Here is a 12,805-nt window from a genome sequence, read left to right on the forward strand (position 1 = left end):
TCAGCCGACGGCCCGGACGCCCCTGCGCCACACACCGGCGACCAGCGGAACCCCGGGCCGGTAGGCCAGATGGACGTGGCTCGGGGCGTCGAGCAGGATCAGGTCGGCGCGGGAGCCGGGGGTGAGACGGCCGATGTCGTCCCGCCTCAGGGCCTTCGCGCCGCCCGCCGTCGCCGACCACACCGCCTCGTCCGGGGTCATGCGCATGTCGCGGACGGCCAGGGCGATGCAGAAGGGCACGGACGAGGTGAAGGAGGAGCCCGGGTTGCAGTCCGTGGAGAGGGCGACGGTCACGCCCGCGTCGAGGAGACGGCGGGCGTCCGGCCAGTCGGCGCGGGTGGAGAACTCGGCGCCCGGGAGGAGGGTGGCGATCGTCCCGCTGTTCGCGAGAGCGTCCACGTCCGCGTCGGTGAGGTGCGTGCAGTGGTCGGCGCTCGCCGCGTCCAGCTCGACGGCCAGTTGGACGCCGGGGCCGTAGGAGAGCTGGTTGGCGTGGACGCGGGGGGTCAGGCCCTTCGCCTTGCCCGCCGTGAGGACCGCACGGGCCTGGTCGCCGTCGAAGGCGCCCTTCTCGCAGAAGACGTCGACCCAACGGGCGTACGGGGCACAGGCGTCGAGCATCTCGCCGGTGACCAGGGAGACGTAGGCGGCCGGGTCGTCGGCGTAGTCGGGGGAGACGATGTGCGCGCCGAGGAACGTCACCTCGTCGGTGTGGGCGGCGGCGATGCGCAGGGCCCGCGCCTCGTCCTCGACCGTCAGGCCGTAGCCCGACTTCGTCTCGAAGGTGGTGGTGCCCTGGCGGAGGGCCTCGGCGAGGTAGTGCGTGAGGTTCGCCTCCAGTTCCGCGTCGGTCGCGGCGCGGGTGGCGGCGACGGTGGTGCGGATGCCGCCCGCGGTGTAGGAGCGGCCGGACATCCGGGCGTTGAACTCCTGGGTGCGGTCGCCTGCGAAGACCAGGTGGGAGTGGGAGTCCACGAAGCCCGGCAGCACCGCCCGGCCGCCCGCGTCGATCCGGTTGTCAGTGGCGGGTGCTTTGCTGGATTCACCGGTCCACGCGATGCGGTCGCCGTCGATGACGACGGCCGCGTCCTGGATCAGACCGAGAGGGGAGTTGTCACCGAGGGAGGGGTCGTTGGTGACCAGCGTGGCGATGTTGGTGATGACGGTGCTGCTGCTCATGGTGTCCTCGTGGGTGGTCGTCAGGCGCGGGGTGCTTCGACGGCCCGTCAGGCGCGGAGGGCCTCGACGGCCCGCGCGAGGGCTTGCGGCGCATCGGGGACGAGCGTGTGTGCACCGTCGCGTACGACATGCCGGCCCGCGACGACCGTGTGCCGTACGTCCGCTGCCGTCGCGGCGAATACGGCCGTCTCTGCGCCGAGACGCGGCAGCGTCCCTGCCGTTCTGACCGAGTCGAGCGCGATCGTCGTCAGGTCGGCGAGCATGCCGGTCTCGATGGTGCCGGCGTGGTCCCAGCCGAGGGCGGCGTGGCCGTCGGCGGAGGCGGCGCGCAGCAGGGCGGCGGCCGTCCAGTGGCCCCGGGTGCGGGTGCGCAGCCGCTCGTTCAGCTCCATCGCGCGCGTCTCTTCGAGCAGGTCGATGACGGCGTGGCTGTCGGAGCCGAGGGAGAGCGGCGAGCCCGCCCGCTGAAGGGCGACGGCCGGTCCGATGCCGTCGGCCAGGTCCCGTTCGGTCGTCGGGCACATACAGGTGCCGGTCCCGCTCTCCCCGATCAGCGCGATGTCCTCGTCGGTGAGGTGGGTGTTGTGGACGCCGGTGGTGCGCGGCCCGAGGACACCGTGGTCGGCGAGCAGCCGGGTGGGGGTGCGGCCGTGGGCGGCCAGGCAGGCGTCGTTCTCCGCCGTCTGCTCGGACAGGTGCACATGGAGCGGGGCCCGCCGCTCCTCGGCCCAGCGGGCCACGGTCGCCAACTGGTCGGCGGGCACGGCCCGTACCGAGTGGATGGCGGCACCGATCCGCGCGTGATCCCGTTCCTTGAGAACTGAACAGCGTTCGGCCCAGGCCTCCGCGCTGCCGTCGGAGAAGCGCAGCTGGTGGGCGTTGGGCGGCTCGCCGAAGCCCGAGGAGAGGTAGGCGGTGTCGAGGAGGGTGATGCGGATACCGGCGTCGGCGGCGGCCGCGATCAGCGCCTCGCCCATGGCGTTGGGGTCGGCGTACGGGGTGCCGCCGGGGGCGTGGTGGACGTAGTGGAACTCGCCGACGCAGGCGACACCCGCGAGCGCCATCTCGGCGTACACCGCGCGGGCGAGCGCGTGGTAGGTCTCCGGGGTCAGCCGGTCGGCGAAGGAGTACATGAACTCGCGCCAGGTCCAGAAGGTCCCGGAGCCGACCTGAACCGTGCCGCGCAGGGCCCGGTGGAAGGCGTGCGAGTGGGCGTTCGCCAGGCCGGGGAGGGTGAGACCGCTGAGGATCTCGGCCCCCGGCGGCGGGGTGGGGGTGTCCGTGCGGACGGCGGTGATCCGGCCGTCCGCCACCTCCACGGCGACACCCGGCTCGACGTGCGGGTCCAGCCAGGCGTACTCCAACCAGTACGTCGTCCGTGTCGTCACTCGCAGGCCAGCCCTTCCAGTACGTCGGCGAGCGCGCTCACCCCGGCCACGCAGTCGTCCTCGGCCGCGAACTCGGCCGGGGAGTGCGAGACACCGGTGGGGTTGCGCACGAACAGCATGGCGGTCGGGATGCTCCCGGAGAGGATTCCGGCGTCGTGTCCGGCGCCGGTACCCAGGACGGGCACGGTGAGACCGGTGTCCCGGCCCAGAATGCGCCCGAGTTCGTCCCGCAGGGCGTGATCGAACTCGACGACCGGCGTGAACGACTCGCGGATGACATCGAGATCGATGCCGTGCGCCTCCGTGTACTCCCGGGCCGCCTTCTCGATGCCGTCGACGACGGTGTCGAGGGTGGCCTGGTCGGCGGCGCGGGAGTCGAGCCAGCCGCGTACCAGGGAGGGGATGGCGTTGACGCCGTTGGGCTCGACGGCGATCTTGCCGAAGGTGGCGACGGCACCGGCGAGTTCGGCCTCGCGGCGGGCGGCGAGCACGGTCTCGGCGTACGACAGCATGGGGTCGCGCCGGTCGGTCAGCCGGGTGGTGCCGGCGTGGTTGGCCTCGCCCCGGAAGTCGAACCGCCATCGTCCGTGCGGCCAGATGGCACTGGCGACACCGATCCGGTCCCCGCTCAGATCCAGCGCCCGGCCCTGTTCCACATGCAGCTCCACGAAGGCGCCGATGCGGGCGAGCCGTTCGGGGTCGGCGCCGATGGCGTCGGGGTCGTAGCCTGCGGCCTCCATGGCCCGCGGCAGGGTGACCCCGTCCCCGTCGGTCAGCCTGTGCGCCTGCTCGACGGTGAGCTGCCCGGCGGTGAGCCGTGACCCGACACAGGCGAGCCCGAACCGGGCGCCCTCCTCGTCACCGAAGTTGACGATGGCGAGGGGCTTGGTGAACTCCGCTCCCCTGCGGCGGAGTTCATCGAGGGCGGCGAAGGACGACACGACACCGAGGGGCCCGTCGAAGGCCCCGCCGTCCGGAACCGAGTCGAGATGCGACCCGGTGACGACGGCATCCCCGGCGGCGGGATCCCCGAGCCAGGCCCACTGGTTGCCGTTCCGGTCGGCCTCGTAAACCAGCCCGCGAGCTTCGGCCTGCGCCTCGAACCAGGCCCGGCACTCGGCATCGGCCCCGGTCCAGGCGAAGCGCCGGTAACCGTGGGAGCCGGAATGCCGGCCGATGGGGAGCAGCTCCCGCCACATGGAGTGGAAGGAGCTACCACCGACAGGCTGCGGCCGACCGCCCGGGCCAGCCTGCGGGCGGTCGCTCCGCACAGGCTGCCGGCCCTCGCCCCCCACAGGCTCCGACCCGCCGTCGCCCACAACCCGCACAGACTGCCGACCGCCACCCCGCACAGCCTCCGGGCCCCCGTCCGCCGCCCGCACAGCCTCCGGACCGTCGTTCGCCGCCCCCACAGGCTCCGGCCCGTCGTCCGCCGTCGGCCGTACAGGCTGTGGGCAGTCGTTCCGCAGGGCGGAACGGGTGGGCGCGGCCGCGGCCGCGCTCGGCGACGAGGCCTCAGCCCCCGCCGAAGCGTCGCCGCTCCGTGTCACGCCGACTCACCCTCACGCATGGGCACCCGCACGCCCCGCTCGTCCGCCACCGACTCCGCGATGTCGTACCCGGCGTCCACGTGCCGGATGACACCCATCCCGGGGTCGTTGGTCAGCACCCGGCGGATCTTCTCCCCGCCCAGCTTCGTACCGTCGGCCACCGTCACCTGCCCCGCGTGGATGGAGCGCCCCATGCCCACCCCGCCGCCATGGTGGATGGAGACCCAGGACGCACCCGACGCCACGTTCACCATGGCGTTCAGCAGCGGCCAGTCGGCGATCGCGTCGGACCCGTCCAGCATGGCCTCCGTCTCGCGGTAGGGGGAGGCCACGGAGCCGCAGTCCAGGTGGTCGCGGCCTATCGCCAGCGGTGCCGCCAGCTCGCCGCTCGCCACCATGTCGTTGAACCGCTCACCGGCCTTGTCCCGCTCGCCATAGCCGAGCCAGCAGATACGCGCCGGCAGACCCTGGAAGTGGACCCGCTCACCGGCCAGCTTGATCCAGCGGTGCAGGGACTCGTTCTCCGGGAACAGCTCCAGGATCGCCTTGTCGGTCTTGGCGATGTCGGAGGCCTCACCGGACAGGGCCGCCCACCGGAAGGGGCCCTTGCCCTCGCAGAACAGCGGGCGGATGTACGCCGGGACGAAGCCGGGGAAGGCGAACGCCCGCTCGTAGCCGGCCAGCTGCGCCTCGCCGCGGATGGAGTTGCCGTAGTCGAAGACCTCGGCGCCGGCGTCCATGAAACCGACCATGGCCTCGACGTGCTTGGCCATCGACTCCCGGGCGCGGGTCGTGAAGCCCGCCGGGTCCTTGGCCGCCGCATCCGCCATGTCCTCGAAGGCGACGCCCACCGGCAGGTACGCCAGCGGGTCGTGCGCCGAGGTCTGGTCGGTGACGATGTCGATGGGCGCGTTCATCGCGAGCAGCTGCGGGACCAGCTCGGCCGCGTTGCCGAGGACGCCGATGGACAGCGGGCGGCGGGCGTCGCGGGCCTCGGTGGCCAGCTGGAGCGCGTGGTCGAGCGAGTCGGCCTTCACGTCGAGGTAGCGGTGCTCGATGCGGCGCTCGATGGCACGCGGGTCGCAGTCGATGCAGATGGCGACGCCGTCGTTCATGGTGACGGCGAGGGGCTGGGCGCCGCCCATGCCGCCGAGGCCGGCGGTGAGGGTGATGGTCCCGGCGAGGGTGCCGTTGAACTTCTTCGCGGCGACGGCGGCGAAGGTCTCGTAGGTGCCCTGGAGGATGCCCTGGGTGCCGATGTAGATCCAGGAGCCGGCGGTCATCTGGCCGTACATGGTCAGGCCGAGGGCCTCCAGACGGCGGAACTCCTCCCAGTTGGCCCAGTCGCCGACCAGGTTGGAGTTGGCGATGAGGACGCGCGGGGCCCACTCGTGGGTCTGCATCACGCCGACCGGGCGGCCGGACTGGACCAGCATGGTCTCGTCCTGCTTGAGGGTGCGCAGCGTGCGGACCATGGCGTCGAAGGAGCGCCAGTCGCGGGCGGCCTTGCCGGTGCCGCCGTAGACGACGAGCTTGTCGGGATGCTCGGCGACCTCGGGGTCGAGGTTGTTCTGCAGCATCCGCAGGGCGGCTTCCTGCTGCCATCCCAGGGCGCTCAGTTCCGTACCGCGCGGCGCTCGTACGGGGCGGGGTCCTGACATGGTCTGCCTCCTAGCGAATGACGGCCAGTGAAGTGTTCCTGCGGTTATTCGGTTATTCACATCCTGTCTCGCTGAATAGAACTAGTCAATACATTGGTCCGGCAGCGTGGCCGCGTTCCGGATGTTTGGCTGGACTTATGGGCCTCAAGGGAGCGGATGACGACATGTCGGGGGACGCCGTGGCAGAGAACGAAGCAGGCGACCAAGCAGGCAGCGAAGCGAGCAACGACGACGGTGAGCGGGTCGTGCGGCGGGACGAGGCCGTACTGGCGGCCGTGGAGCAGGGGCTGCTGGGCCCGGACGCGCCGATCGTAGGCCTGCTGGACGTGACCGGCATCCGCGCGTCGGCGGCGGCGTTGCGCCAGGCGTTCGAGGCGGTCGCGGCCCCCGGAACCGCGATCCTGCACGCCTTCGCGGTGAAGGCGAACCCGCTGGTGCCGGTGGTGCGGCTGCTGGCCGGAGAGGGCATCGGCGCCGAGGTGGCCAGCGCGGGCGAGCTGGCTCTGGCGCGGGCGGCCGGGGTGCCGGTGGAGCGGACGGTGTTCGACGCGCCCGCCAAGACCGAGGGGGAGCTGCGCGAGGCGCTGGCGCTGGGCGTCGCCGTGAACGCGGACAACCCGCAGGAACTGGCCAGGATCGACGCTCTGGTGAACGAGGAGGTGCCCATCGGCGGCCGTCCCCGTCCGCCGCTCGGGATCCGGGTGAACCCGCAGATCGGGGCCGGGACCATCGGCGCCACCTCCACCGCGACGGCGACCTCGAAGTTCGGGGTCGGACTGCGGGACGAGGGGGCGCGGGAGTGGGTCGTACGGGCGTTCGCGGAGCGGCCGTGGCTGACGCGGCTGCATGCGCACATCGGGTCGCAGGGGATCTCGCTGCCGCTGCTGGCGCGGGGCGTGGCGGAGACGTACGAACTGGCCGAGGAGATCAACGCGCGCGTGGGGCGGCGGCAGGTCGACACCCTCGACATCGGCGGTGGGCTGTCGGTCAACTTCGCGTCGGAGGCGACGGAGCCGACGTACGCGCAGTACGCGCGGCTGCTCGCGGAGGCGGTGCCGGGGCTGTTCGACGGGCGGTACGGGCTGGTGACGGAGTTCGGTCGGTCGCTGCTGGCCCGGCACGGGACGGTGGTGGCCCGGGTGGAGTACGCCAAGAGCTCCGGCGGGCGGCGGATCGCGTTGACGCACGCGGGCGTGCAGGTGGCGCCGCGGACGGTGTACGCGCCGGGGGCGTGGCCGATCAGGATCGCCGCTTACGACGGCAAGGGGCGGCCGAAGGAGGGGCCGGCGGTGGTGCAGGACGTGGCGGGGCCGGCCTGTTTCGCGGGTGACCTGCTCGCCGAGGGGCGCGCGCTGCCGGCGCTGGAGCAGGGGGACTACGCGGCGGCGCTGGACACCGGGGCGTACTACTTCGGCAGCCACTACTCCTACAACTCCCTGGCTCGGCCCGGGGTTTACGGCTTCGCGCCGGACGGTGAGGGGGGCGTGGCGTTCGCCGTCGTACGGGAGCCGCAGACGGTCGCGGAGATCGTGGCCGAATCCGGTGGGGCGCACGCGGACGCGCTCACCACCCTGCGCGCAACCGGGAGCCGTTGAGACACCTGGGACAGAGGGATCAACTGGTGTGAAAAGCAGCTCAGTTGACCAACACTAGTCTGCCGGACGCATGTTCCACTGGAAAATGCCAAACGCATCACTCCCCTCGCACACGTTGCGTAGTGTCGGCGTCACTCAACCGGAGAGCCACGCGGTGGAAGGGGAGCCACGGTGCCCGGAATCGACGAGTGCTTACTTGAAGCGATGCGACTGCCCGGTGCCCGGGGGGCCGCGTTGGTCGACTGGACGAGCGGGCTGGCCCTGGGCACGGTCGGGGAGGCGCCCGGCGGTGATCACGAGACCACCGCGGCGGAGGCCGCCGAACTGGCCCGGCTGGCCGCCGAGCACGGGGCGTTCAGCACGGAGGACGACACCGAGGTGAGCCCTCCGGTGGAGGACCTGATCGTCAGCAACCGGGACAGCTACCACCTGCTGCGGTTCGTGGCCACGTCCTTCGACGCCACTGTGTTCCTGCATCTGTGGCTGGCCCGCGAGGACGGCAATCTCGCCCTCGCCCGGATCCGGCTCGGCGAGATGGCCGAGCGGCTGGTGCTGGGATGACCGTGGTCGACATACCTCCGCCGCTGCCGGTCCGGGACCGGGCGGCCCTGCACGACCGGGCGGCCGGCGCGCTCTCGCCGATGCTGATACGCCTCGCCGAGGAGCGGGCCACCGGTGTCCTGGTCCGCGAGCACGGCGCCCTGCACCTGGCCGAGGGCCGCGTGGTGCACGCCGAGAGCCCGCTCGCCCCCGGCCTCGACGTGCTCCTCACGGCCCACGGCACGCTCGACGCGGCGGTCTGGCCCTGGACCGACGACATACCCGCCGCCACGCACCGGCTGCTCGACGCCGGCCTGCTGCCGAAGGGTGCTTTGGAACTGTGCCGCCTCGGCGCGCTGTACGACGCCGGGTACTTCGCGCTCGCCCCCAGCAGCACCCCGGGCCGGTTCCGCTACGGCCCGCCGGCCGCCGCAGGCCCCTTCCAGGCGGTCCCCGCCACCGCCGTGGAACGCGAGACCCTGCGCCGCCGCGAGCTGCTGCACCGGATCTGGCCTGACCCGTCGACGGACGGCGCCCCGCTTCTCCGCGCCGACCCGGTAGCGGCACCGCCGGTCACCCAGCGCCAGCGGGCGGTCCTTGACCGGGTGGACGGCGTCCGCACCGCCCCCGAGATCGCCCGGGAGCTGGGCCGGCCGGCCTTCCACACCCTGGTGGACATCCGGCGGCTGGCGGCGGCCGGACTCCTCGCCCCGAGGAACACCACGGCCGCCCCGCCCCGGCTCCCCCCGGTCACCGACCCCGACATCGCGCTGCTGAAGAGGCTCAGGGATGCGCTGGAGGCCCTTTGAACGGCACCGCCCCGCCGAGAGGAGACAGCTGATGGCGGCAGAACCCGGCAGCTCCGACAGAGCAGCCGTCCTCGACGAACTACGCCGGCTACGCACCCGGATGCCCCAGCTCACCGGCGCCCTCGCGGCCGGCGTCGACGGCCTGGTCGTCGCCCACGACTGCCCGGGCGTCGACCCGGACGGCCTCGCCGCCCTCACCGCGGCCGAACTCGGCGTCGCCGTGCGGGTCTCCGACGCCACCGGCAAGGGCGAGCTCAGGGAGCTGCTGGTGCGTGGCGAGGACGGCTATGTCGCCACCTACGCCGCCGGCCGCAGCGCCGTGCTCACCCTGCTCGCCGAGGACCGGGTGAACGTCGGCCGGCTCCACCTGGAGGGCCGCCGCGCCGCCGCCCGGGTCGGAGAGCTGGTCGACGCCGCCGAGGCCGCCGCCAAGGCCCTGCGCCCGGCCCGCACCACAGCAGCCACACGGACCAGAACCACGCGCACGCCACGTACCAGCACCACCACCGACGCGCGCACCGCAACCGACAGCTGAAAGGAAACAGAGAGTCATGGCCAACACCGAAACCGCGCTGAAAGAGGCCCTCACCTCCATCGAGGGCGCCACCGGCGTCGCGCTCGTCGACTACACCAGCGGGATGGCGCTGGGCACGATGGGCGGCAGCAAGACCTTCGACCTCAACGTGGCCGCGGCCGGCAACACGGACGTGATCCGCGCCAAGATGCGCACCATGGAGCACCTGGGGCTCAAGGGCGAGATCGAGGACATCCTGATCACGCTCTCCACCCAGTACCACCTGATCCGGCTGCTCAAGGGCCGGGGCGGCAACGGTCTCTTCCTCTACCTGGTGCTCGACATCTCCCGGTCGAACCTGGCGATGGCCCGGCACCAGCTGAAGAGGATCGAGCAGGACCTGGAGGTCTGACCCCCGGGTCCCGGGTTCACACCAGCGCCGCGGTGCGGCGGCGCGCCCCGCCCGGGGCCGCGTCGCCCGCCGCGATGCCGGTACCGCGATACGCCTTGACGGCCTTGCCCACCGGTCGGCCGCCGCGCCCGTCGAGCCAGTCGACGCGCAGCCACATCAGCTGCTCCTCGGCCCGCTCCCGGCGGCCCAGCCAGGCCGCCTTCAGCCGCAGCCCGGTGCCGGTCCCGGCGAGCAGCATGCCGCCGGCGGCCGGCACCGCGAAGGCGCTGCCGAGCGCGACGGCGAAGGCCAGCAGCAGCCACCAGCGGTGCCCCCGGCGCCAGTTCCGCACGGTCACCGCCCGGTCCTGGAGCACATCGTGCTTGCCGGCCCGGGCGGCACCGCGCAGCAGCGCGGTGTACCGCTTGCGGCGGGTGAGCGCCACGACGGCGGCGCCGACGACGAACAGCGCGGCCCCGGTCATGACGCCGATCCGCCGCCCGGTGATCCCCTCGGGCAGCACCCCGATCCCGGCCGCGAACACCCCGAACCACCACAGCGGCGCGGCCCCGGCCCGTACGACCACGGCCACCCGGGCCAGGCCCTGTCCTCCTCGTACCCCTCGTCCCGCACGCGCCATGTCCGCAGCCTCCTCGCCGGTGTCGGCCCAGTCAGTCCGTAGGGCGGGACGCTAACCAGAGAAAGTGAGACGAGTCTTAAAGCGGGCTGTTCGACAAGCCGGTTGTCCGACTGTCCGTTATTCGACGAACAGCCCCCGGGCCGCCGCCCGCGCGTCGAACTCCTCCAGGCGGGCCTGGGCGTCCGGCAGGTCGTCGGCCATCGCCTCCAGGAGCACCCGCCCGAGCAGCATCGGCGCGCACGCCGTGTCGAAGGCGAGCCCGGTGCCGACGGCGGCCGGCAGCAGCAGGTCGGAGGCCTTGGCCACGGGCGCGAAGGCGGAGTCGGCGACGGTCACGACCGTCAGCCCGGCCTCCTTGGCGTAGCCCAGGATGTCCACGACCTCGCGCGGATGCCGGGGCAGCGCGAAGCACAGCAGTGCCGAGGCACCGGCGCGTACGGCCGCGTCGATACGGTCGTGGATCATCGTGCCGCCCTCGTTGAGCAGCCGGACGTCCGGGTGGACCTTGGCGGCGAAGTAGGCGAAGCCGTAGGCCTGCGAGGCGGCGGCGCGCAGGCCGAGCACCGGCAGCGGCCGGGAGGCGGCGAGCATCCGGCCGGCCTGCTGCACCGGGCGCGGGTCGGCGAGCACCTCGGCGAGGTGCCGCAGGTTCTCGATCTCGGCCTCGACGGCCTGCTGGTACTCGTTGTACGACCCGTTGCCGGCCGCCTGCTCGGCGGGCACCACCTCGCGCAGGTGCTTGCGCAGCGCCGGGTAGCCGTCGAAGCCGAGGGCGACCGCGAACCGGGTCACGGACGGCTGGCTGACCCCGGCCAGTTCGGCCAGCTCCACGCTGGACAGGAAGGGCACGTCGGCGGCGCGCCGCACCATGCTGTGCGCGATGCGCCGCTGGGTCGGCGTCAGCCGGTGCCCCTCGAAGAGCGCCTGCAACCGTGTCGCAGGGCTGTCGGTCACGTTCATGACGTGCTCCCCCTCCAGATGTCCGTGAACCGGTCGAGCAGCCCGGCCGCCGCCGTGACGTCGTCCGTGAGCGGCCGGTCGGCCACCTCCGCCTCAAGCACCGCCTCGGCGAGCTCCAGCGCCAGCCCCACCCCCAGCCCGGGTTCGGGCCGAAGCTCGCGCTGGCGCAGCGCCCGTACGGCGGCGACGAGTTCGCAACCGACCACCAGACGGTACGCACGGCAGGCGCGCAGCGTTTGACGGGCGGCGAGCGAGGCGAAACTGGCCTGCTCCTCGACGCCTCGGGAGAGTACAGCGTGCCCGAGGGAGGCGGGCGCGGAGAAGGCGCGCAGATCGCCGAGGGCGGCGCCGGCGGCGTACTCAAGGATCATCACGCCGGAGGAGGCGGGCTCGTGGTCGGCGAGGAAGGGGCGCAGTCGGGTGAAGGCGGGCTCGTTGAGGGAGGACAGCCGGGAGGTGGACAGGCGCGCGACCTGGGTGACGGCGAGCCTGAAGTGGTCCAGGGCAAGGGCGAGTTGGGCCTGGTAGAAGCCGCCGTGGTGGTAGGCGGCGAGGTCCTCCGACGAGATGAGGGGGTTCTCGGCGGCCGCGTTGATCTCGACGGCCAGAACCTGCTCCAGGGCATCGGCGGCATCGAGCGCGGGACCGTGGATCTGGGGCAGGCAGCGGAAGCCGTACGGATCCTGGATACGGCCCAGCGGCGGGGTCGGCCGGTCGGCTGCGCCGATCAACTCCCGCATCCGGCGGGCGACTTCGACACTGCCCCGGTGCGGGCGGGCCGCGTGCACCGGCGCCGCGTAGGCCTCGTGGGAGCCGTCGACGGCCAGCAGCGAGAGTGCGGCCACGACCTGGGTGGCCTCGATCAGGCCGCGCAGCTCGTGCAGGGCGAGCGCCGACTGGCCGAGGGTGAGGGCGTTGCTGCTGATCAGGGCCAGGGCGTCGTTGTTGTCGAGGGGCTGGGGATCCGGGACCTTCTCGCCCCGCCAGGGGTGCTCCCCGGCCAGCGCCAGCCCCACCTGGGCCAGTGCGGCGATGTCGCCGGTGCCGACCGAGCCGAACTCGTTGACGACCGGGTACGCCCCCGCCTCCAGCGCCTCGCACAGGGCGGTGACGACACTCGGCCGCAGTCCCGCGCCGCCCGCCAGCAGCTGGTTGGCCCGCACCGCGAGCATCGCGCGCACCTGCCGGGCCGGCAGTTCCTCGCCGATCGCGCCGGCGTGGCTGCGCAGCAGCCGCAGCCCGTGCCCCGCGGCCGCCTCGGTGGGCACGTCCTCGTTCCGGTTGGCGCCGACGCCGGTCGAACGGCCGTAGACGCGGCCGGTCGCGGCGATCTGCCGGGCGGCGTTCCAGGACTCCTCCGCGCGCCGCATCCCGTCCGTGCCGGGGACCGGCCGGGCGGCGCCGTCGGCGAGTCGTACGACGTCCTCGACGCCCATTCCGATGCCGTCGAGGATCACCAGGCCGGAATGCGCAATTCCGGGTGCGTCCACGATGCGAGACGACAACACGCCCAAACTCCCCTCAATCCGGACAGCTGATCTTGCGTTGCGGTCATCCGTTACCTCGGATTAACGCCAG

12 protein-coding genes are annotated in these 12,805 nt (G+C 72.9%); 5 read left to right on the forward strand and 7 right to left on the reverse strand.

The features are described from left to right. The 4 genes from hutI to hutU form a co-directional block, all read right to left on the reverse strand. Nucleotides 1-1,179: an imidazolonepropionase gene (gene hutI, locus ABTY98_RS09095; RefSeq protein WP_352220230.1), complete on the reverse strand. Its 1,179-nt coding sequence runs from the start codon at nt 1,177-1,179 to the stop codon at nt 1-3. A 47-nt stretch (nt 1,180-1,226) separates the two neighbouring features. Next, entirely contained in the window at nt 1,227-2,567 is a 1,341-nt protein-coding gene (locus ABTY98_RS09100; RefSeq protein WP_502994180.1) for a formimidoylglutamate deiminase, read from the reverse strand. Beyond that, complete coding sequence (locus ABTY98_RS09105; RefSeq protein WP_352220231.1) at nt 2,564-3,766, reverse strand: allantoate amidohydrolase; 1,203 nt, start codon at nt 3,764-3,766, stop codon at nt 2,564-2,566. The genes ABTY98_RS09100 and ABTY98_RS09105 overlap by 4 nt, the downstream gene beginning before the upstream one ends. Nucleotides 3,767-4,113: 347 nt before the next feature. Further along, the gene (gene hutU, locus ABTY98_RS09110; RefSeq protein ID WP_352220232.1) at nt 4,114-5,778 is read right to left on the reverse strand and encodes a urocanate hydratase; all 1,665 of its coding nucleotides are present in this window, start codon (nt 5,776-5,778) and stop codon (nt 4,114-4,116) included. 137 nt (nt 5,779-5,915) lie between these two features. Here hutU and ABTY98_RS09115 point away from each other — a divergent pair, with 137 nt between their 5' ends. The 5 genes from ABTY98_RS09115 to ABTY98_RS09135 all read left to right on the forward strand — a co-directional run bounded on the left by ABTY98_RS09115 (nt 5,916) and on the right by ABTY98_RS09135 (nt 9,648). Continuing rightward, nucleotides 5,916-7,373: a type III PLP-dependent enzyme domain-containing protein gene (locus ABTY98_RS09115; protein WP_502994181.1), complete on the forward strand. Its 1,458-nt coding sequence runs from the start codon at nt 5,916-5,918 to the stop codon at nt 7,371-7,373. Nucleotides 7,374-7,544: 171 nt separating this feature from the next. After that, nucleotides 7,545-7,934 (forward strand): hypothetical protein, encoded by a 390-nt coding sequence (locus tag ABTY98_RS09120; RefSeq protein ID WP_352220234.1) that lies wholly within the window; start codon nt 7,545-7,547, stop codon nt 7,932-7,934. After that, on the forward strand, nt 7,931-8,722 hold the full coding sequence (locus ABTY98_RS09125; RefSeq protein WP_352220235.1) for a transcriptional regulator: 792 nt from the start codon (nt 7,931-7,933) through the stop codon (nt 8,720-8,722). The genes ABTY98_RS09120 and ABTY98_RS09125 overlap by 4 nt, the downstream gene beginning before the upstream one ends. Before the next feature lie 31 nt (nt 8,723-8,753). Next, nucleotides 8,754-9,257 (forward strand): roadblock/LC7 domain-containing protein, encoded by a 504-nt coding sequence (locus tag ABTY98_RS09130; RefSeq protein ID WP_352220236.1) that lies wholly within the window; start codon nt 8,754-8,756, stop codon nt 9,255-9,257. 16 nt (nt 9,258-9,273) lie between these two features. Beyond that, complete coding sequence (locus ABTY98_RS09135) at nt 9,274-9,648, forward strand: hypothetical protein (protein WP_352220237.1); 375 nt, start codon at nt 9,274-9,276, stop codon at nt 9,646-9,648. A 16-nt stretch (nt 9,649-9,664) separates the two neighbouring features. On the opposite strand, the gene ABTY98_RS09140 is transcribed toward ABTY98_RS09135, so the two are convergent. The 3 genes from ABTY98_RS09140 to ABTY98_RS09150 all read right to left on the reverse strand — a co-directional run bounded on the left by ABTY98_RS09140 (nt 9,665) and on the right by ABTY98_RS09150 (nt 12,732). After that, the gene (locus ABTY98_RS09140; RefSeq protein WP_352220238.1) at nt 9,665-10,267 is read right to left on the reverse strand and encodes a hypothetical protein; all 603 of its coding nucleotides are present in this window, start codon (nt 10,265-10,267) and stop codon (nt 9,665-9,667) included. A gap of 117 nt (nt 10,268-10,384) precedes the next feature. Continuing rightward, the gene (locus ABTY98_RS09145; RefSeq protein WP_352220239.1) at nt 10,385-11,227 is read right to left on the reverse strand and encodes a MurR/RpiR family transcriptional regulator; all 843 of its coding nucleotides are present in this window, start codon (nt 11,225-11,227) and stop codon (nt 10,385-10,387) included. Continuing rightward, nucleotides 11,224-12,732 carry an aromatic amino acid ammonia-lyase gene (locus tag ABTY98_RS09150; RefSeq protein WP_352220487.1) on the reverse strand — a complete coding sequence of 503 codons (1,509 nt, stop codon included), beginning with the start codon at nt 12,730-12,732 and terminating at the stop codon, nt 11,224-11,226. The genes ABTY98_RS09145 and ABTY98_RS09150 overlap by 4 nt, the downstream gene beginning before the upstream one ends. Between the last annotated feature and the right edge of the window lie 73 nt (nt 12,733-12,805).

The organism is Streptomyces sp. NPDC096040, assembly GCF_040303265.1.
Taxonomy (GTDB): domain Bacteria; phylum Actinomycetota; class Actinomycetes; order Streptomycetales; family Streptomycetaceae; genus Streptomyces.

Coding starts and splice junctions, on each gene's coding strand:
- ABTY98_RS09105 (WP_352220231.1), bottom strand. CDS start 3,766: ATGTGGCGGGAGCTGCTCCCCATCGGCCGGCATTCCGGCTCCCACGGT.
- hutU (WP_352220232.1), bottom strand. CDS start 5,778: ATGTCAGGACCCCGCCCCGTACGAGCGCCGCGCGGTACGGAACTGAGC.
- ABTY98_RS09140 (WP_352220238.1), bottom strand. CDS start 10,267: ATGGCGCGTGCGGGACGAGGGGTACGAGGAGGACAGGGCCTGGCCCGG.
- ABTY98_RS09135 (WP_352220237.1), top strand. CDS start 9,274: ATGGCCAACACCGAAACCGCGCTGAAAGAGGCCCTCACCTCCATCGAG.
- ABTY98_RS09115 (WP_502994181.1), top strand. CDS start 5,916: ATGGGCCTCAAGGGAGCGGATGACGACATGTCGGGGGACGCCGTGGCA.
- ABTY98_RS09145 (WP_352220239.1), bottom strand. CDS start 11,227: ATGAACGTGACCGACAGCCCTGCGACACGGTTGCAGGCGCTCTTCGAG.
- ABTY98_RS09130 (WP_352220236.1), top strand. CDS start 8,754: ATGGCGGCAGAACCCGGCAGCTCCGACAGAGCAGCCGTCCTCGACGAA.
- hutI (WP_352220230.1), bottom strand. CDS start 1,179: ATGAGCAGCAGCACCGTCATCACCAACATCGCCACGCTGGTCACCAAC.
- ABTY98_RS09125 (WP_352220235.1), top strand. CDS start 7,931: ATGACCGTGGTCGACATACCTCCGCCGCTGCCGGTCCGGGACCGGGCG.